General features: G+C 67.7%; 20 protein-coding genes and 1 tRNA gene. 18 read left to right on the top strand and 3 right to left on the bottom strand.

Annotated elements, in window-relative coordinates; genetic code table 11:
• The first annotated feature begins 39 nt into the window (after positions 1-39).
• The 8 genes from VEY12_05205 to VEY12_05170 all read left to right on the top strand — a co-directional run bounded on the left by VEY12_05205 (position 40) and on the right by VEY12_05170 (position 7450).
• A complete protein-coding gene (locus VEY12_05205) occupies positions 40-1062 on the top strand; it encodes a hypothetical protein (GenBank protein ID HYM39528.1) in 1023 nt (340 codons plus the stop codon).
• Positions 1063-1220: 158 nt separating this feature from the next.
• The gene (locus VEY12_05200; protein ID HYM39527.1) at positions 1221-2309 is read left to right on the top strand and encodes a hypothetical protein; all 1089 of its coding nucleotides are present in this window, start codon (positions 1221-1223) and stop codon (positions 2307-2309) included.
• 72 nt (positions 2310-2381) lie between these two features.
• On the top strand, positions 2382-3086 hold the full coding sequence (gene rpe / locus VEY12_05195) for a ribulose-phosphate 3-epimerase (protein ID HYM39526.1): 705 nt from the start codon (positions 2382-2384) through the stop codon (positions 3084-3086).
• 203 nt (positions 3087-3289) lie between these two features.
• Positions 3290-4477: a kelch repeat-containing protein gene (locus VEY12_05190; protein ID HYM39525.1), complete on the top strand. Its 1188-nt coding sequence runs from the start codon at positions 3290-3292 to the stop codon at positions 4475-4477.
• 149 nt (positions 4478-4626) lie between these two features.
• Entirely contained in the window at positions 4627-5463 is an 837-nt protein-coding gene (locus VEY12_05185) for a transketolase (GenBank protein HYM39524.1), read from the top strand.
• Positions 5460-6419: a transketolase C-terminal domain-containing protein gene (locus tag VEY12_05180; GenBank protein HYM39523.1), complete on the top strand. Its 960-nt coding sequence runs from the start codon at positions 5460-5462 to the stop codon at positions 6417-6419. The genes VEY12_05185 and VEY12_05180 overlap by 4 nt, the downstream gene beginning before the upstream one ends.
• Before the next feature lie 89 nt (positions 6420-6508).
• Entirely contained in the window at positions 6509-6808 is a 300-nt protein-coding gene (locus VEY12_05175; GenBank protein HYM39522.1) for a hypothetical protein, read from the top strand.
• A 60-nt stretch (positions 6809-6868) separates the two neighbouring features.
• Entirely contained in the window at positions 6869-7450 is a 582-nt protein-coding gene (locus tag VEY12_05170; GenBank protein HYM39521.1) for a DoxX family protein, read from the top strand.
• A 90-nt stretch (positions 7451-7540) separates the two neighbouring features.
• Here the strand turns inward: VEY12_05170 and VEY12_05165 are convergent, their stop codons facing one another.
• On the bottom strand, positions 7541-8779 hold the full coding sequence (locus tag VEY12_05165; protein ID HYM39520.1) for an MFS transporter: 1239 nt from the start codon (positions 8777-8779) through the stop codon (positions 7541-7543).
• 119 nt (positions 8780-8898) lie between these two features.
• Here VEY12_05165 and fsa point away from each other — a divergent pair, with 119 nt between their 5' ends.
• Positions 8899-9546, top strand: coding sequence for a fructose-6-phosphate aldolase (fsa, locus tag VEY12_05160; protein ID HYM39519.1), 648 nt, complete (start codon positions 8899-8901; stop codon positions 9544-9546).
• Between the two features lie 3 nt (positions 9547-9549).
• Here fsa and VEY12_05155 read toward each other — a convergent pair whose 3' ends face one another.
• Positions 9550-9927 (bottom strand): cupin domain-containing protein, encoded by a 378-nt coding sequence (locus tag VEY12_05155; GenBank protein ID HYM39518.1) that lies wholly within the window; start codon positions 9925-9927, stop codon positions 9550-9552.
• A 187-nt stretch (positions 9928-10114) separates the two neighbouring features.
• Here VEY12_05155 and VEY12_05150 point away from each other — a divergent pair, with 187 nt between their 5' ends.
• The 6 genes from VEY12_05150 to VEY12_05125 all read left to right on the top strand — a co-directional run bounded on the left by VEY12_05150 (position 10115) and on the right by VEY12_05125 (position 15053).
• Positions 10115-10696 carry a winged helix-turn-helix domain-containing protein gene (locus VEY12_05150; protein ID HYM39517.1) on the top strand — a complete coding sequence of 194 codons (582 nt, stop codon included), beginning with the start codon at positions 10115-10117 and terminating at the stop codon, positions 10694-10696.
• 67 nt (positions 10697-10763) lie between these two features.
• Positions 10764-11657 (top strand): DUF4129 domain-containing protein, encoded by an 894-nt coding sequence (locus VEY12_05145; GenBank protein HYM39516.1) that lies wholly within the window; start codon positions 10764-10766, stop codon positions 11655-11657.
• Between the two features lies 1 nt (position 11658).
• Positions 11659-12270 (top strand): hypothetical protein, encoded by a 612-nt coding sequence (locus VEY12_05140; GenBank protein HYM39515.1) that lies wholly within the window; start codon positions 11659-11661, stop codon positions 12268-12270.
• The gene (locus VEY12_05135; GenBank protein HYM39514.1) at positions 12267-13217 is read left to right on the top strand and encodes a MoxR family ATPase; all 951 of its coding nucleotides are present in this window, start codon (positions 12267-12269) and stop codon (positions 13215-13217) included. Before VEY12_05140 ends, VEY12_05135 begins: the two co-directional genes overlap by 4 nt.
• A gap of 1 nt (position 13218) precedes the next feature.
• The gene (locus VEY12_05130; GenBank protein ID HYM39513.1) at positions 13219-14487 is read left to right on the top strand and encodes a DUF58 domain-containing protein; all 1269 of its coding nucleotides are present in this window, start codon (positions 13219-13221) and stop codon (positions 14485-14487) included.
• Positions 14469-15053: a hypothetical protein gene (locus tag VEY12_05125; GenBank protein HYM39512.1), complete on the top strand. Its 585-nt coding sequence runs from the start codon at positions 14469-14471 to the stop codon at positions 15051-15053. Before VEY12_05130 ends, VEY12_05125 begins: the two co-directional genes overlap by 19 nt.
• Before the next feature lie 14 nt (positions 15054-15067).
• On the opposite strand, the gene VEY12_05120 is transcribed toward VEY12_05125, so the two are convergent.
• Positions 15068-16015 carry a hypothetical protein gene (locus VEY12_05120; GenBank protein HYM39511.1) on the bottom strand — a complete coding sequence of 316 codons (948 nt, stop codon included), beginning with the start codon at positions 16013-16015 and terminating at the stop codon, positions 15068-15070.
• A gap of 138 nt (positions 16016-16153) precedes the next feature.
• Between VEY12_05120 and VEY12_05115 the strand changes: the two genes are divergently transcribed.
• The 3 genes from VEY12_05115 to VEY12_05105 all read left to right on the top strand — a co-directional run.
• Positions 16154-16226: transfer RNA gene (locus VEY12_05115), tRNA-Asp, on the top strand.
• A 193-nt stretch (positions 16227-16419) separates the two neighbouring features.
• Positions 16420-17436 (top strand): hypothetical protein, encoded by a 1017-nt coding sequence (locus tag VEY12_05110; protein HYM39510.1) that lies wholly within the window; start codon positions 16420-16422, stop codon positions 17434-17436.
• A 345-nt stretch (positions 17437-17781) separates the two neighbouring features.
• Positions 17782-18136, top strand: a 355-nt coding sequence (locus VEY12_05105) for a hypothetical protein (protein HYM39509.1), incomplete at its 3' end; no start/stop codon positions are given.

Genomic DNA, 18136 nt, shown 5'->3' with positions numbered 1-18136 from the left:
TACGACCCGATGTCACCGCGTGCGAGGAGGCAGAATGTCATGAACCGCAAAATGCTGACCTTGCTTGCTGTCCCGCTGGTGGCGGTCGCGCTCGCGATCTCCGCCGCGGCCATCGTTCCCGGACTCCAGAAGACCCTCGCCCAGGGGCCTTTGGCGACGTCCGTCGCTGCCCCTGCATGGGCGGTCGGTGACCGGTGGACGTACAACGTCTCCATGGCCGCCCTCGCCGAGGCCGACGTCCTGCCGAGGGAGATGATCCCGGATCCGACGATGCCTGCGGAGGCGTTCTTCGCGGGGGCGCTCACGGAAACGGTCGCGGGCAGCGTCTCCACGGAGTACGGTGCGGCCTGGAACGTGACCTTGGACGGGCGCTTCGGCTCGGGAATCCCGCGGCCGATCATCATGTCCGCGCCCACGGTCCAGGCGGCGTCCACGCCGGGTGTGACCCTGACGGGATTCCTCTGGCTCCGGCAGTCCGATCTCGCCCCGGTCTACACCCTCAAGACGGTGCACTTGGATAGGAACTGGACTGTCCCGCCGGTCCTGACGGGCGCGTACGGCATGGAGGCGAACGCAACGTATCGCCTCACGTGCGACGCGACGACCCAGGTCTGGTATCGTCCCGCGCTCGGGCTCTGGTCCTTCCCCTTGCGGGAGAACGCGACGTGGAACGCGAGCACGAACGCGACGATCCGCTACGCGTCCACGTTCCGCGTGGTCGGCCCGAACGTGACCTACGAGGCGGCGCACTTCGCGAACTTCACGGTGCCCGTGCGCTTCTCCCTGCGCGCCGGGGTGTTCGAGACGGTGACCACGCCGGCAGGCGCGTTCCGCGCCCTTCCCGTGTCGCCCGTGCAGGCGTCTCTACAGGCCGCGGTTCCGGATCGGGACGCGAGTGCGGTGATGAACCTGACGGGTGACGCGGACGTCGAGATGCCACACGCGTTCGCCACGGCTTGGTTCAGCGCCACCGCAGGCAACGTCGTGAAGGCGACCTTCTGGTCCGGGCCGTTCGTCGGTCCGCGCCTCGAGATGGACCTGGTCTCGTACACGTACACCTGAGCCCCATCGGCTCGCCCTCTCCCGGCCCATCCTCCGGGGGAGGTTTCTTCTTGCCTTAGGCCCCCCTCGAGCTGTCGCAATGCGTCTGACATTTGTTCGACAGATGTTCAACAAAACGGAAATACTCTCCACGTCTCTGCGGGCGACCGTCAGGAGGTATGTGGACGAAGGGGAAACGCTACATCGTCGCCGCGATTGTCATCGCCATTGCGGTGATCATCGTGGGATTGGCCCTGTCTCCGGGTCTGCAGAAGCAGACACCGGTCGCGACGAATCCCCCGACGAACAACCCCTCGAACCCGTCCAACGGCACGGGGAACAACGGGGGGAGCGGAGGGAACGGCGGGACCGGAGGCAATGGCGGCACGGGAGGCAACGGAGGCAACGGCGGGAGTTCCGGCAGCGGCGGGAACGTGACCGCGCCCAGCTGGGGTACCGGCGACTACTGGAAGTACAACGTGACGGTGGGCCGTGCGGGCATGATGCCCGAGAACTCGGGCGAACCTGCGCTCCTCAAGGGCGTCGTCACGAAGACCGTCACGGGCAAGGAGGAGACCCCGGCCGGCAACGCGTACAACGTGAGCGTGACCGCTTCGTTCGCGCTGAACGAATCGTTCTGCAGCATGGAGAACGAGTCGACGTTCTACCGTGCGGCGAACGTGACCGGGTTCATCCTGTACCGGACCTCAGACCTCGCTCGGATCGCCGACGCGTGGACCCTAGCGTTGAACGGCTCCGCCACGGTCGACAACCACACGTTCGCCTACTCGTTCGTGGCGAAGACGTGGACCGCGTACGATCCCGCTCTGGCGATCTGGCACTTCCCGCTCGCGGCGAACCGCACGTGGAACACCACGTCGAACGTGAGCGTGAGGCACTGGTCCCAGGTCCTCGTGTCCTGGGGCAACCACACGTTCGAGATGAACCGCACCTGGAACGCGACGTTCGCGCTGAGTCTCGGGATGGCCAGCGGCCCGGGTGCCAACGTCACGGTCCCGGCGGGTACGTTCGCATCGATCCCCGTAGCCGTCGCCGTGGGTCATGAGGAGTACATGCCCGATCGGGTCGCGAGCGAAATCCTCAACGTGACGAGCGCGCTCGACGACGAGCCCTCCCCGGCATTCGTTACCCTTTGGTTCAGCGGCCACGTGGGGAACGTGGTGAAGGCGACCACGGCCTTGGGGCCGTGGGACGACATGGCCCTGCAGGCAGAGCTCGTGGCCTACCGGTATAGCGGAGGCGCCTGAGTCGAAGCCTCCTCCGCGGCGAACCCGCGGGGGAGGGAACCCTTATTCTCCCTGCGTGCATTCGCCGCGAACGTGGTCATCAAGATCGCACCCTCGATCCTCTCCGCGCGGTTCGACCGCCTCGGCGAGCAGATTCAGGAAGCCGTCGACGCGGGCGCGGACATGCTCCACATCGATGTGATGGACGGACACTTCGTCCCCAACCTCACCATGGGGCCCGCGGTCGTGAAGGCCATCCGTCCGCTCACCAAGGTCCCCTTCGACGCCCATCTGATGGTCACGCATCCACAGGACTTCGTGAAGGCGTTCGCCGATGCGGGCGTCGACGACCTCACGGTCCATGTGGAAAGCGAGCACGATCCGCACGAGACGATCAAGGCGATCCGGGATGCGGGCGTCAAGCCCGGCATCGTCCTGAACCCCGCGACGCCGCTCGAGCTCGCCATGCCCTACCTGAACGAGGCGGACTACCTCCTGATCATGACGGTCCACCCGGGATTCTCGGGTCAGGCCTTCCGGGCGGACGTCGTGCCCAAGATCCTCGAGGCGCGGGCCTACCTTGACCAGGAACGCCTCCCGGTCGAACTCGAGGTCGACGGCGGAATCAAGGTCGAGACGGCCGGACGCGTGGCCGAGGCGGGCGCGGACATCCTCGTCTCGGGCTCCGGCGTGTTTCCCGACCACATCGCGGAGAACCTCGCGAAGCTCCGAAAGGCCGCGCAGGCGGGATCGTTGTGGCGCCGCACCCGGCAAGGCTGGGGCTCCGGCCGAGTCTGACGATGCGGCGAGGCACGATGCCGGAGGGCGCACCTCCCTTACAGACATTGCACAAGTCTGAACTCAAGGGCGGTCCACTGCAGGACGACCCTCGGAGACCGCGCGGCCGCAATGTCCGAGTGCCCATGTGCGGTTTTCAGGGGTTGCAGGAGAGCGGAGGACCTGCAACCGTGGAGCGGGTGCGAATGGGAGGGATGCGTAGGGTGCGGCGAGCAGCGGTGATCCTGATCGTTTCAGTCTTGGTACTCGGCGGTCTGGCGGCCTTGGAGAATGGAGTCCGCTCTGCGGCTTCGGGTCCCCCAGGGCGGATTGGTCACGCGATGGCCTATGAGTCCAAGGCGGACCGAATGGTCATGTTCGGAGGTCTGACGATGGCGGCCAATGCCGCGGACACGTGGTCCTATGACCTCGAGACGAACACCTGGTCGAACCTGACCTCCGCCTCGGGCCCCTCGTATCGCCTGGGCCACGCCGTCGCTTACGACTCCGAATCGGACCGGATCGTGATGTTTGCAGGCATGACCTCGATCGGGCGCACGAACGAGACTTGGTCCTACAATCTCGAGGCAAACACGTGGACGAAGCTGGATCCCGCCACCAAACCGCATGCCCGTGACTATGCGGCCATGGCCTACGACTCCGCATCGGATCGAGTCATCCTCTTTGGCGGCTACTCCGCGGACGGCTATCTTGCCGACACGTGGTCGTACGATCTCAACACGGACACGTGGACGAACCTGACACCGGCCATTGGACCGCCCGCGCGTGACTACTCGGCCATGGCGTACGACGTCCGGTCGGACCGGCTCATCCTGTTCGGAGGCGACACAGAGACCGGGTACGCTGCCGACACGTGGTCGTACGATTTCAACACCAACACGTGGACGAACCGAATCCCCGCCACGGGGCCTTGCGCGCGTCACGGTCACGCCATGGCCTATGACGCGAAGTCGGATCAGATCGTCCTGTTCGGAGGTCACCGGTTAACGGGTTACAACCCGGCAGGATACTTGGCCGACACGTGGTCGTATGAGTTCGCGACGAACACGTGGAGGAACCGGACCCCAGCGGTGGGACCCGAGGCGCGAGTCCGTCCCGCCATGGCGTACGATTCCCAGTCGGACCGGATCGTGCTGTTCGGAGGCCGCAACGCGACGAACGTGTTCTTGGCCGACACTTGGTCCTACGACCTAAACACGAACACGTGGACGGACGTGAACGCGGCCGGAGGGACATCGGTTCCACCCGGTTCCCCGGAGGCGCCCCTTTGGGCCCTCATCGCCGTGGTCATCGTGGTCGCCGCGGTCACTGCTCTCGTATGGATTCGGAGGCGACGGAAGCCGACTCCGCGGACGTCGGAGCCCCTCCCGTCGCTCATCGAACGCCTGTGAGCTCTTTCGGGCTCCTTCAAGCCCCCGCGGTCATGGTCACGCCGCAGCGGGTCGATTCGTCGGACTCGACCCACCAAAGCCCTTAAGTCCACCGCGTCTTCTCCCGCCGCATTCCCCCGAGCGCGCGGGGGTCGGGCGGGAGGCGGGCCATGGCGGAGATCACCGAGGAGACGATCGCGGATCTCAAGAAGCAGGCGACGATCCTCCGGCGGCACATCATCGAGATGACCCATCACGCCCAGAGTGGCCATCCCGGCGGCTCGCTGAGCGCGTGCGACCTCGTGACCGCACTCTACTTCCACGTGCTCCGCGTCGATCCGAAGAATCCGACGTGGCCGGATCGTGATCGGTTCGTGCTGAGCAAGGGCCACGCGTGCCCGGTCTGGTACGCGGCGCTCGCGGAGCGGGGCTTCTTTCCCGTCGAGGAGCTCCTTACTTTCCGCAGGATGAACAGCCGCCTCCAGGGCCATCCCGAGCTCGGGACGACGCCCGGGGTGGAGAACGCCGCGGGCGCGGAAGGGCAGGGGCTCTCCTTCTCCGTGGGCCTCGCCCTGGCGGCGAGGATCGACCACAAGCCCTGGCGCGTGTACTGCATCATGGGGGACGGCGAGCAGGACGTCGGGCAGACGTGGGAGGCCGCGATGGCGGGCGCGAAGTACGGGCTCGACAACGTCACGGCGTTCGTCGACCGGAACGGGATCCAGCAGGAGGGGCGCACGGAGGACATCATGCCCCTGGAGCCGCTCATGGACAAGTGGCGGGCGTTCAACTGGCACGCGCTCACGATCGACGGCCACGACTTCCGCCAGATCCTCGCGGCGATCGACGAGGCGCAGCGGACGAAAGGCCGGCCCACGGTGATCATCGCCCGCACGGTCAAGGGCAAGGGCGTCTCCTTCATGGAGAACAAGATCAAGTACCACGGGGCCGCAACCACGGAGGAGGAGTACAAGCAGGCCCTCGCCGAGCTGGTGGTGCCCTCGTGACCCTGCCGCAGCCGTGGAAGAGCGAGAGCCCGCGCGGGTACTTCGGCAAGGCCCTCGTCGAGGCCGGGAAGCGGAACGAGGACGTTGTCGTCGTGGGGGCGGACACCACGGAGTCCATCAAGACCGTGGACTTCGGCAAGGCGTTCCCCGAGCGGCTGTTCCAGGTGGGGATCGCGGAGCCCAACATGATGAGCATCGCCGCGGGACTGGCGGCCGCGGGGAAGATCGCCTTCGCCTCCACGTACTCCGTGTTCGGCAGCGCGCACACGTACAACATCATCCGCCAGAACGTCGCGTACACGAAGCTCAACGTGAAGATCTTCTGCTCCCATGCGGGGCTCAGCGTCGGCCCCGACGGAGCCACGCACCAGATCAACGAGGACATCGGCCTCATGCGCGGTCTCCCAGGGATGACCGTCCTGGTGCCTGCGGACGGCCCGGAGACGGCCCGGTGCGTGGACGCCGCGGTGGCCACCCAGGGGCCCGTCTACTGCCGGTTCTCCCGGTCCAACGTCCCGACCCTCACGGGGCCCGAGGATCGCTTCCAAGTCGGGAAGGCCACCGTGATGCGGGACGGCTCCGACATCACGCTCATCGGCTGCGGCACGATGGTGTCCCGCTGCCTTGTCGCCGCGGAGGCGCTCGCCAGGGAGAAGGTGAGCGCCCGCGTGATCAACCTGTCGACCGTGAAGCCCCTCGACGTGGCCACCGTGGACAGAGCGGCGCGGGAGACCGGTGGCATCGTGACCGCGGAGGAGCACTCGACGGTCCATGGCATTGGCGGCGCGGTGGCCTCCGCCGTGGTCGAGAACCATCCGGTCCCCATGGCGTTCGTCGGCGTGCACGACGTCTTCGGGGAGAGCGGGGAGGCCGAAGAGCTGTTCTCGAAGTACGGCCTGACCGCCGCGAAGGTCGCGGAGGCGGCCCACGGCGTCATGAAACGCCGCGGCCGCTGACCACCCGGTCGCTTTACCGGTCCCGGATGATACCTCGTTGGGCCGCCCGAAACCGGTTGGGTGGAGCGCATGACCGGGAGGGGCAGATCGTGCCCGTCCTGTTCGCCTCCGGGGCGATGAGCCTCGTCTGGATGGCGGGGATCTCCGCCGTGAGCTTCGTCGAGAAGCGGCACTGTCGGCCCCTCCTGACCTCCCGGGCGATCGGCGTGCCTTTGGTCGTCAGGGGCGGGCTCGTCGTCCTCGGGGCTGCTCCGCTCCTCCGACCCCTTCCTGAAGGCCAAGTACATACCCCGCCTGCCGACTACATCTGTAGGGCCTTCGGACAGGGAAGAGGCCGGTCGGCGATCGCGGTATCCTTCCATGTTTCGAATCCGTATATATTCGAATGAAGTGTATGTCAATACTTCTCTTAGCGGACGGCAGAAATGGGCGGTCCCGAGGTGAAGCCGATGGGGGCTTACGCAAACGAGAGCGAGCACAAGACACTGGTGCAAACCTTGTTCGGGAAGAGCCTCAAGTCCGGGCGGGCCTGGTCCATCTTCGCCCTGCGCCTGGCACTTGGGTTCATGTTCCTGTACGGGGGCTATGAGAAGATTGAGACCGAGCTGGGTGGCAAGCTGGCGACGTCGGGATTCCTGTCCCATGTGGGCGGACCTATCGCGTTCCTGTTCACGAGCATGTCGGGCAACCTGGCCGTGGAATACCTCCTGGTGTACGGCGAACTCCTGATCGGGATCTCCCTGATCTTCGGGGTCGCCACTCGGGTCGGCGGGGTCAGCGGCGCCCTCGTGAGCGCGCTCCTGTACCTGTCCACGCTCCCCGCGATGAGCAAGGGATTCACGGGCTCGTACTTCTCCTTCCTCCTGTCGAGCAACGCGCTCGTGAGCCAGTACGTGATCTACATCCTGCTCTTCGTCGCGTTCGTGTTCCTGGTCCCCGGCCGGTTCCTCGGATTCGACGGGATTCTCCAGAACCTCGGGTTCGTCGAGCGCCGGCCGCTCCTGAAGCGGATCGTAACGGCCCTCGGCTGAACGAGCTCAGGGGCCCTCGCGGCCCCCCTTCCCCTTTCCTTTCCACCCTTCCTTCCCCTTTTTCTGATCCGCGGATGAGGCGGAGCCTTCTCAAGCGGCCGGCTCGGGCATCTCCCGGATGGCGCGGACGGGGGACAGGAGGACCCAGAGGAACGCGAAGCAACCGCCGATCGCAGCGATGAGGATTGCCTGCCGGAGGCCGAACGTCTCCCCCAGGATGCCGCCCGCGAGGCCACCCAGGGGCAAGGTGCCCCATACGATCGTGCGCATCGTGGCATTCAACCGCCCCTGGAGCCGGATGGGGACGATCGTCTGACGGAAGCTGACCTGGTTGATGTTGTACAGGAGGCTGCCGAACGACGTCAGCGCGAGGCTGGCCCCGATGATCCAGAACGCAAGCGAGCCGGCCGCGAGCGGGATGGGGATTGCCGCGAACCCAAACAGCACCGCGCCCACGATGATGGCCCAGCCCACGCCCACTCGGTTCGCGATGGGCGTGGCGGCGAGCGCCCCCGCCACGCCGCCCGCTGCGCCGATGGCCTGGACGATGCCCAGGGCGAGCGGGGAGAAGCCGAGCTCGTCGATCGCGTACAGGACAAAGAGGGCGAAGAGCGCGCTCGAGAAGAAGTTCGAGGTGCCCGTGCAGCCGGCGATCATCCGCAACCGCGGTTCTCCGAGGACGACATGGAGACCCTCGCGGAGGTCCGCCCGGAGGGAACCTCGCGCCGACCGCTCGGACCTGGGTTCGTCCTTCCGGATGCGCAGCATCGCGCCGGTCGAGAAGAAGAAGGAGAACGCATCGAAGACCATGGCGGCGGGCGCGGTGAACAGCTCGACGACGACGCCCGCGAGGCTCGGGCCGGCGACCTGGGCCATCGTGCTCGTCGTCTCGAGCTTGCTGTTCGCGTCCGTCAGGGTTTCGCGCGGAACGAGCACGGGCAGGTACGCCTGGTACGCGATGTCGAAGAACACGGTGAGTACGCCCACCGCGAAGGAGAAGGCATACAGGTACGTCATCTGCAGGAGGTGCGCGAAGCCGAGGAGGGCGATCGAGCCCACGAGAATCCCGCGTCCGAGGTCGCCCACGATGAGGACGGGCCGCTTCCGGAGGCGGTCCACCCACACGCCGACCAGGAGGCCGAACAGGAGGAAGGGCAAGGTGCCCGCCGCGGCAAGGACACCCATCTCACCCGCACCCGGGTGGAGCGTGACGACCGCGAGAACGGGGAGCGCGAACCCCGTGAACTGGTCGCCGAGCCGGGATACACTCTGGCCAATCCAGAGGAGCATGAAGTCGCGGTGCCGCCAAAGGGACGGCCGGGCTGCCACTGGCAGGGAGGAACCGAGCGGACCATAACTAGCTTCCCTCGCTTGGGGTGCGACATCCCCTCCCGGAGGGGCGGAAATCCTCTTAACAGGGCGCGGCTATCGTCTCGCGGCGGAAGGCCATGGTCAAGATCTTCCTCGATACCGCGAACATCGACGAGATCCGCGAGGCGGCCTCGTGGGGCGTCCTCGACGGGGTCACGACGAACCCCAGCCTCGTCGCGAAGACGGGGCGGAAGTGGGCGGAGGTCGTTCAGGACATCCTCGCCCTCGTGGACGGCCCGATCAGCCTCGAGGTCACGTCGACCCAGGCGGACGAGATGATCAAGGAGGGCCGCAAGCTCGCGAAGCTCCACAAGAACGTCGTCGTGAAGATCCAGATGACCACGGAGGGCCTCAAGGCGATCAAGGCCCTGTCCAAGGAGGGCGTCCGGATCAACACGACCCTGATCTTCAGCGCGAACCAAGCCATCCTGGCCGCCAAGGCGGGCGCCAAGTACGTGAGCCCCTTCATCGGCCGCCTGGACGACCAGGGCCAGGAGGGGATGCAGGTCATCCGGGAGATCGTCCAGATCTTCCGCAACTACGACTGGGAGTGCGAGGTGCTCGTCGCCTCCATCCGCCATCCGCTCCACGTGATCGAGGCGGCGAAGCGCGGTGCGGACATCGTCACCGTGCCCTTCGACGTTCTCAAGAAGATGGCGGGGCACACCCTGACCGACGTGGGCCTGAAGCGCTTCCTGGACGACTGGCAGAAGGTCCCGAAGTAGCGGTCAGATCCACTCGAGCTCCGTCTGCGTCCGCGCCTCGCGCACGTTCCCCGTGTTCACGGTCGTGGTGGGTTCGATCAGGAGGACGTCCGCCTCTTGCTCCGCCACGGGGCGATGTTCGACTCCCTTCGGGACGACGACGAATTCGCCCTCAACGAGTTCCACGTCGTGGTCGCGGAACTGCACGGTGATCCGGCCGCGCACGACCAGGAACAGCTCGTCCTCCCGCTTGTGGTCGTGCCACACGTATTCGCCCTTCACCTTGACGAGCTTCAGGTACGCATCGTTCACCTGGGCCAGGATCTTCGGGCTCCACAGTTCGTGGATCCTCCCGAGCTTCTCGCGCAGGTTGACCTTCTCCGCCGCCGCCACGGTCCCCACTCCGCGCATCCCACGCGGTAGCTGCGCTTTAGCCTTTGTTCCGGCGAACGCGGGCCTCCCGACGGCGGTCCCCCGACCCGCGGGTAGCACCCCCTGGCGGCACCCATCCGGTTCCTTGCGGGCTCTCCCGGTCGCGTCGTTAGGTTCATCCCGAATCACGGGGATGACCTGAAGAGGCCGTTGGGTCATGCGAACCCCGATGCTTCCGGCACCGTCCACGATTACGTTGGACCAAGAGAGCTTCAAGGCCCTCGCCTCCGAGGTCCGCGTGGACATCCTAAAGAGGCTCGACGAGCGGCGGCAGACGGTCACGGACCTGAGCTCCCTCCTCTCCCTGAGCAAGCCGACCCTCCTCGAGCACCTGGAGAAGCTGCAGACCGCGGGCCTCGTGAAGCGCGTGGACGAGGGCCGCAAGTGGATCTACTACGAGCTCACCGCGAAAGGCCGGAAGCTGCTGCATCCCGAGAAGGTCGCCATCGTCCTCGCCCTCTCGAGTGCGATTGCCCTCGTAGCCATCGGCATCTTCCTCCTGCTCTTCGCCTCGCCGGGAGGCCTCTTCGCGGCCCCCGCGAACAACTACATGGGCTCGCCGATTGCCGGACCGGCAGCCGACCGCAGCGTGCTGGGGCTCCCGAATGCCTTCGCCGCGGGCGCGCTCGTCGCCTTCATCCTGGCCCTCGCGTCCGTGGTGTTGGCCGCCGTCTTCGTCTGGCTCGGTCGTCGCCGGCGGGAACGGTTCTTCTCCGAGCTCGCGGGCTCCCAATCTTGACGAGGCTGCCCGGCTTCGAGCGGCAATACCGCAAACCGTTATGACATCCTCCGACGTTGGCGTCCGCGTGCCGTCGACGTCGCGGGGGAGGGCCGCGTGGGCCATCCCCCTCCTGCTCTTCCTAGCCATGCTCCTCGCGGCGGGGCTGGCCTTCAACCTGGCCAACCTGAACACGGGCGGCGAGCAGATGCCCGGGCCGGGGACGCCGGGGACCACCGCGGCGAACCCTTGGGGCCTGTTCGACCCGATCGTCGCGCAGCTCGTCTTCGGAGTCGCGATCGCCGGCCTGGTCGTCGCGTTCGTCCTCGCCCTGCTGCTGCGCCAGCGAGGAGTCCGCGCGAAGCGGGTCCTGAAGCCCACGACCTGGGCCGACGTGGTCGCGATGATCCTCGCGTTCGGGATCTTCATGGCGCTCCTCCTGCTTTGGCCTCAGATCGTGTCTCGGGTAGGGAGAACCGGGAGCGCGGGGAACGTGAGCGGGAATGGCGGCGCGAACGCGACCGCCATCCCGTCCGCGGGCGGCATCCCGCTCGGTATCTTCCTCGCCGCCGCAGTGTTCGGGGCCGTCGTGGCCCTCGCCCTCTTCCTCCGCGTGGGCCTGAACCTTGGACGCCGCGGCCCGGCGGGTCCGATCCGGCAGGGGCGCCTCGCGGCGGTCCGGGCCGTGGAGACCGCGATCAGCGAGCTCCAACTCGGGGGCGACGTGCGCACGGTCGTCCTCGCGTGCTACGCGCGCTTCTGCTACTTCCTCGGGGCACGCGGGATCGCCGAGCAGGAGCCGCTCACGCCGCGAGAGCTCGAGGGCTTGGCCATCACGCGCCTCGCGGTGTCCCACGATTCCGCGGAGTCCTTGACCTCCCTGTTCGAGGAAGCGCGCTACAGCGAGCACGCGCTCGGGGAGTCGGATCGGGATCGCGCCGTCCAGAGCCTCGAGCAGATCCGGGCGGACCTGGGGGTGTGAGATGCCCCGGCGAGGCGACCTCTACTCCCGCATGGAGGACCAGATGCGCGGACGGCCGCGCCCGCGGCCCCTGCGCATGGCCGCCCTCGAAGCGGCCGTCATCGTGGGCGCCGTCTTCCTCTTGGGATACCTCCTGTACGCGGCCCAGTTCAGCGGCTCAATCCGTTGGGGGCTGGGCTCCGTCATCATTGCGGTCCTCGCGATCTACGCATGGGCGAGCGTTGCCCGGAGAACGTCGGAGCCGCGCCCCCTCCTGAAACGGACGCCCGTCCCCCGCGCGCGAGCGGGAGAGCTCACCTCGTTCGCCGCAACGGTCCGGCGGGCGGAGGCAGGCCTCACGTACAGCCAGGTCTCCGTCTCGTCCCGGGCGCGGGAGGCGTTCGCGGAACGCCTTCGGCTCGCGCGGGGCCTGTCGCCCGAAGGCATGCGGAGGCTCCTGGCCGATCCCCACGCCCTCCAGACCTCCTTCCACGATGCGCTCCTCGAGGACTTCCTGTTCCTCGCGACCGTGGACTCCGACGAACGGTACCGCTGGGTGCGCCGCTCCCGGGAGCACGGCGGCTTTACGTTCGCACTCAACGAGGTCTTGGATCACATGGAGGCGTGGCGATGAACGTGGGCAGCGTTGCGGAGCGCGGGAAGGCCGTGATGGACGAGCTGGAGCACGTCATCGTGGGGAAGCGGCCCGTCCTGGAGCGCGTGCTCTGGGGCGTCCTCTCCGACGGCCACGTCCTGATCGAGGACGTCCCCGGCGTGGCGAAGACCCTGATTGCGAAGTCCTTCGCCGCGGCCCTCGGCCTCTCGTTTCGGCGCGTCCAATTCACGCCCGACCTCCTGCCCGCGGACATCACGGGCACATACGTGTTCGACCGGAAGACCGGGGAGTTCGTCCTGCGACGCGGTCCCATCTTCACGAACGTCCTCCTGGCGGACGAGATCAACCGTGCGCCGCCGAAGACCCAGTCCTCCCTCCTCGAGGCCATGCAGGAGCGTCAGGCCACCCTGGAGGGCCAGACGTTCCCCCTCGAACCGCCGTTCTTCGTCCTCGCGACCCAGAACCCCATCGAGCACGAGGGGACGTACCCGCTCCCCGAGGCCCAGGTGGACCGCTTCCTCTTGCGGATCGACGTGGGCTACCCGACGCCCGAACAGGAGGTCGAGATCCTCCGCCGCCGCGAGGAGCGGCGGTCCGACGACATGCCCGTCCGCGCCATCACGACCGCGGACGAGGTCCGTGCCCTCCAGGCGGCCGTGGAGACGGTCCATGTCGACCCCGCCGTGGATGCCTACATGGTGGCCATCGTCGGCGCCACTCGGACCCACAGCCAGGTGGAGATCGGGGCAAGCCCCCGCGGCTCCCTCGCCCTGCTCAAGCTGTCCCGGGCCCGGGCCGCCCTCGGGAACCGCGATTTCATCACCCCGGACGATGTGAAGGCCGTCGCGCCGTACGCCCTGGCGCACCGGATGATCCTGAAGCCGGACCCCTGGATCCGCGGGGTGCGCACGACCGCGGTGCTCCAGGACGTCCTGAACCAGGTGCCCGTCCCCAAGGTGCCGTGACATGCGGACGCCGCTCGCGAGCGCCCTCGTCGCGGTCGCCCTCATCGCGCTCCTCGGCGGCCTCGCGTTGCGGAGCTGGCCGCTCGTCCTGCTCGCGCTCCCGCCCCTCGTCGTCCTCGCCCTCGGCTCCCTAGATCCGCCGTCGCGACCCGCGCTCCAGGTGGCCCGGACCGTGTCGCGGGACCGGCTCTCCGTGGGCGTCAACGCGGACGTCCACCTGCGCATCTCGAACGAGGATGCCGCAATCGCCTTGCTCGAGTGCCTCGACACGCTGCCGACCGAGCTCGCGGTGGTCCGCGGAGCGAATCACACGATCCTGTCCCTGGGGGCCGGGGAGACCGCGGACCTCGCGTACACGGTCCGTCCGACCCTGAAAGGGGAGTTCACCCTGGGGCCCTTGCGCGTACGCGCCCTGGACCCCCTCGGCCTGGGGGTCGAGGACCTCGTCGTGCCGACGACGTCCACGATGATCGTGGCCCCCGGGATCGAGTCCCTGGCCCGCGTTAGCCTGGGCCCGCGCCGCACCCGCCCCTGGTTCGGCCACGTGCCGTCGCGGCACATCGGGGCGGGCTCCGAGTTCTGGGGGGTCCGCGAGTACGTCTCCGGGGACGACGTGCGGCGGATCAACTGGAAGGCCTCCGCGCGGTTCGACGCCCTGTACTCGAACGAGTACCAGGGGGAGCGCTCGGGGGACGTCGTGATCCTCCTGGACGCCCGGGCGGAGAGCGCGGTGGGCACGGTGACGGGCAACGCCGTGGAAGTGGGCGTGCGCGCGGCCTTGGGCGTCGCCGAGCACGTCCTCGAATCGAAGAACCGGGTCGGGCTCATCGTCCAGCGCGAGGTCCTCGACTGGGTGCCGCCCGCGTTCGGACGCAAGCAGCTCTACCGGATCCTGGACCACCTGATCCACGTGCGGGCGGGCGGGGAGTGGCCCTTCTCGTTCGTGGCCTGGGTTCTCTCGCGGTACTTCCCGCGGGACTCCCTGGTCGTGCTCATCTCGCCCCTGACGGACCGGACCGCGCTCGATTCCGTGACGAGCCTCGTGGCCCGGGGGTACGACGTGACGATCCTCTCGCCCTCGCCGCTGGAGATCGAGCGCGCGGCGTTCGCCCACACGCCGGAGCAGGAGACCGCGTACCGGATCCTGCGGATGGAGCGGGCCAACCTGGTGTCCCACCTCCGCTCCGTGGCCCAGGTCGTGGATTGGGACCCCGCGACGCCCCTGGCATTGCCGCTACGGAGGATGCGGACATGGCCTCGACCCGTATGATCGCGACGACCCTGTGGACCCTGCCCTTGGCCGTGGTCCTCGTCCTGTTCGCCTGGGCCTTCGTGGACTTCCTCGGGACGCCCACCGCCCTCCTCGCGCAGGAACTCCTCGCGGTCCTCCTCGCCTCCCTGGCCACGACGATCCTTGGGCTCCGGTTCGGGTACGCCGCCTTGCGCCGCCTCGGGCTCGCGCTCCTCGTGCTCACCTACTTCGCCGCCCACCTGACCGTCCTGCGTCTCGATGCGACGGCCTCCCTGGCCTTCCTGACCCTCGCCCTCCTCACGGTCGAGCTGCGCATCCTCGCAGACCGCTTCGTCCCCTTGTACACGGCCCGCCTGGACGGGGATGACCGGGCGCGCGTCGCGTCCGCGCTCCAGCGTTCCATGGTCCGGATCGCCTCGGTGTCCGGAGCGGCCTTCCTCGCCTCCGTGCTGGCGGCGGACCTCGCGCTCGCGGGCACCCTCCCCGTGACGACGATTCCCACAGCCCTGGGCCTCTCCGCGGCGCTCGTCGGCGTGATTCTCCTCATGGCCCTCTGGCCCCAGCTCGAGCGGCGCGAGGCGTGACCACTCCCGGCGGATCAGGTGTTCGCGGTCTGCGTGACGATCAGGAAGACGACGAAGAGGTCGGCGACCGCGATGAAGACCATGTCGACCACGAAGGCGCCCAGGTTGAACGTGGGGTGCTGTCCCGCGGTGGTCAGGCCGACGACGCCGTAGATCGGGATCGCTTCGGCGGCGACTAGGATCGCCAAGAGGATTCCCCCCCACAGCCACGCTGCGGTGCGCTCGACGCCGACGTACGCCTTCGCGTCCTCGGAAGCAGCCTTAGGCGTCCAGCCCTCCGGCATCTCGGAAATCCCCTTCCGCGTCGCGGCCATCAGCGAGCTCAGGCCCAAGAGCACGGCGACCAGCCCCGCGACGAGGACGAAGAACCCGGGAAGCCCGAATCCGTGCTCCGCGCAGCCGCCGAACTGGTCGTAGGCCGTGCAGGCGTACATGAGTGTCCCACCCGAAACCGCGACGACGATCCCCACGGTGAGTTCGAGGGATCCCGTGAGGCGGGTCCTCCGGGCTCGGCGGGCATCGGTCCAGAGCGCGGACTTGACCGGGGCGGGCATCCGAGGCGCCGAGACGCGTGTGCGCGCTCGTGCCGCGACGTGGGACCGGGCGATCTCGTGGTAGAGCCCGTCCAGGGCCTCGGCGCTCGCGCGCGTGTGGGGATAGTACCATCCCGGCGTGGCGAGGCTCGCACCGTTCTCTCGTTCCACGATCTCCCGGATCACGGAAGGCGCGTGCCACCGAGGCCAGCCGTGGTGGAGGCTGAGGCTCCAGCCGCCGGGCGCCTCCGCGCTCATCCACAGGTAGACGCGCTCCGGAGTCACGTCGACGACGAGAGGAGCGTGCGTGCACCGCGGGGCGAGCACGGCCGCGGAGGGGACCGGGTGACTCCGGAAGTGGGCCTCCGTATCCTCGGTGTCGGGGAGGACCGCCCCGCACTCTCCACAACGCCAGGCGTTCGCCGGCATCCCGGTTGGGTCCATCGGACACCGAGGATTGATAGGTATCGGTGCGACTCAGCCTCCGGCATGCCTGCGCCGCGGGCGGTGCGGTCCTGGGCTCGGAGACAAAAGCTAATTAGGCCCCTTCAGTTGGCGTCGCCCGCTGCCCCGGTGGTCTAGCGGTCTATGATCCCGGCCTGTCGAGCCGGGTGCTCGGGTTCGAATCCCGACCGGGGCGTTGCCCTCCCGCGGCGCACCCGCCCCGGCCTCGCACGTCCTGAGCCGCCTCTGCGAATGCGAAGGTGGTCTTCTCGGCAATCGCATCGCCTGGCCGGAGGCGGTCAGGATGGGTTTCCATCGCCCGCGGCATCGTGCGGGAGACTCACGGTTCAAATAGTCACGAACCCTGGGGACCGCGAGGGTTCACAACCATGCGGTTGGAGGGCAGTTCACATCGCGACCCCCTGGAAGCGAACGTCTTCCACTGGTTGCTCGAGGAAGACCAGCCGTCCGTTCGCTACCTCACCTTGGTTGACCTGCTGGGGCGGAAGGCAGACGACCCGGAGGTGAAAGCAGGGTTATCGAAGATCGCTCGAGCGGGTTGGGCGCATGACCTTCTGAGAGCCCAGAAGCCGAAGGGGTACTGGGAGGCCCATGAGCCCAGGACCGTCCGGGAGTGGGTCAACTTCCTGCGCTTCCCCCTGTACGACTCGTCGATTTGGAAGGGGATCGTCCTCTCCGACCTCGGCCTCACGGCGACCGAGCCGCGGGTCCGAAGGTTCGCCGACCGGATCTTCGAGTACAAGCTGCACCTGAGCTCGGAGGTGAACCTCTTCACGGAGGAGGTCTGCATCGTCGGGAACGTCGCGCGCATGCTCACGCGCTTCGGGTACGGCGACGATCGCCGGGTCCGGAAGCTCTACGACTGGATGCTCGAGGACCAGAGGGAGGACGGGGGCTGGAACTGCTCCCAGGGCACGCCCGGGACGCTGGACGCCTGGGAGCCTCTCGCAGCCTACGCCGCCCTGCCCAGCTCGAAGCGACCCGGGACAATCGAGCGATCGATCTCGCGAGGCGCCGAGTTCTACCTGGAACGGAGGCTGTTCCACGAGGGACGAAGGTACGCCCCTTGGTTCCGGTTCCACTATCCGAATCACTACTTCTACGACATTCTCTACGACATTCTCGTCGGGCTCGACGTGATCACCCGGCTCGGATTCGCGGACGACCGACGGCTCGGGCCCGCTCTCAAGATCCTCAGCGAGAAGCGCCGGCCGGACGGAACGTGGGTGCTGGACGCGGTGCACCCGGACGTGGAACCGGGCGCAGGATCCACCTCCCTTACGAAGAAGTACAAGCGGTTCACACTGGAAGCGCCCGGAGAGCCGAGCAAATGGATTACGCTCACGGCGCTTCGAGTCTTGAAGCGAGTCGAGGACGCGGGCTAGCGCGGCGTCCTGGGCGGTCGCGTGCGGCAGGCCCAGCTCCGAGCTTCGCGCCCATATTGCGTTCCGCTCCCTGACCGGATGCTGACTCGCGGAGCCTCGTCGCGGCCTCGTGAGACGAGGAGGTGGGGGGCCGGAGGCGTCCTTCGCGGGAGCAGCGACTCTTCATCGCAATGAGCTCTGCGCCGGTCGACTTGGCACAGGCCGAGACGGGAGGAGGTGGTTCCTGGGGAAAACCATTGTAACGGCGTTGGACCATGACGGCGGAGGGAGTCTGGAACCATGGAAACCGGCGAAGGACCCGGCGGCAAGGCTTGGAAGGGGTTTGTGAGGAGACACTGGAGGGTCATGCTGCTGATCGTCGGAGGAATTGCCGTAGCTGCCGTCGCCGCGCTGTTCGTGTTCCTTTGGGTGGTTGCGAATACTCAGGGGACGGGGCTCGTGCCCGCCGGCCTGGGCGACTGGACCGCGGGCAACGCGCTCACGTTCGTTCTGAGTGTGATCCTGTGGGAACTTGTGCTCGTGGCGAGCTGGGTCGTCGCAGCAGCGGTGGCGGCCTACCTGCTCTGGTACCGGAAACTGCCGAGCGAGGAGCGGAAGGAGCTTGAAGGAAGGCCTCGACGCGGCAGAGCGGCGGGGGGAAGCGGTGGCATTTCGTTCTTCACCGGACTCGTGTGGTTGGTTATCGTTTGGACCGATGGCC

The organism is Thermoplasmata archaeon, from assembly GCA_035632695.1.
GTDB lineage: Archaea > Thermoplasmatota > Thermoplasmata > RBG-16-68-12 > RBG-16-68-12 > RBG-16-68-12.
Note: the sequence above shows the minus strand (reverse complement) of the source record. Positions and strands in the feature narration are given on the sequence as shown.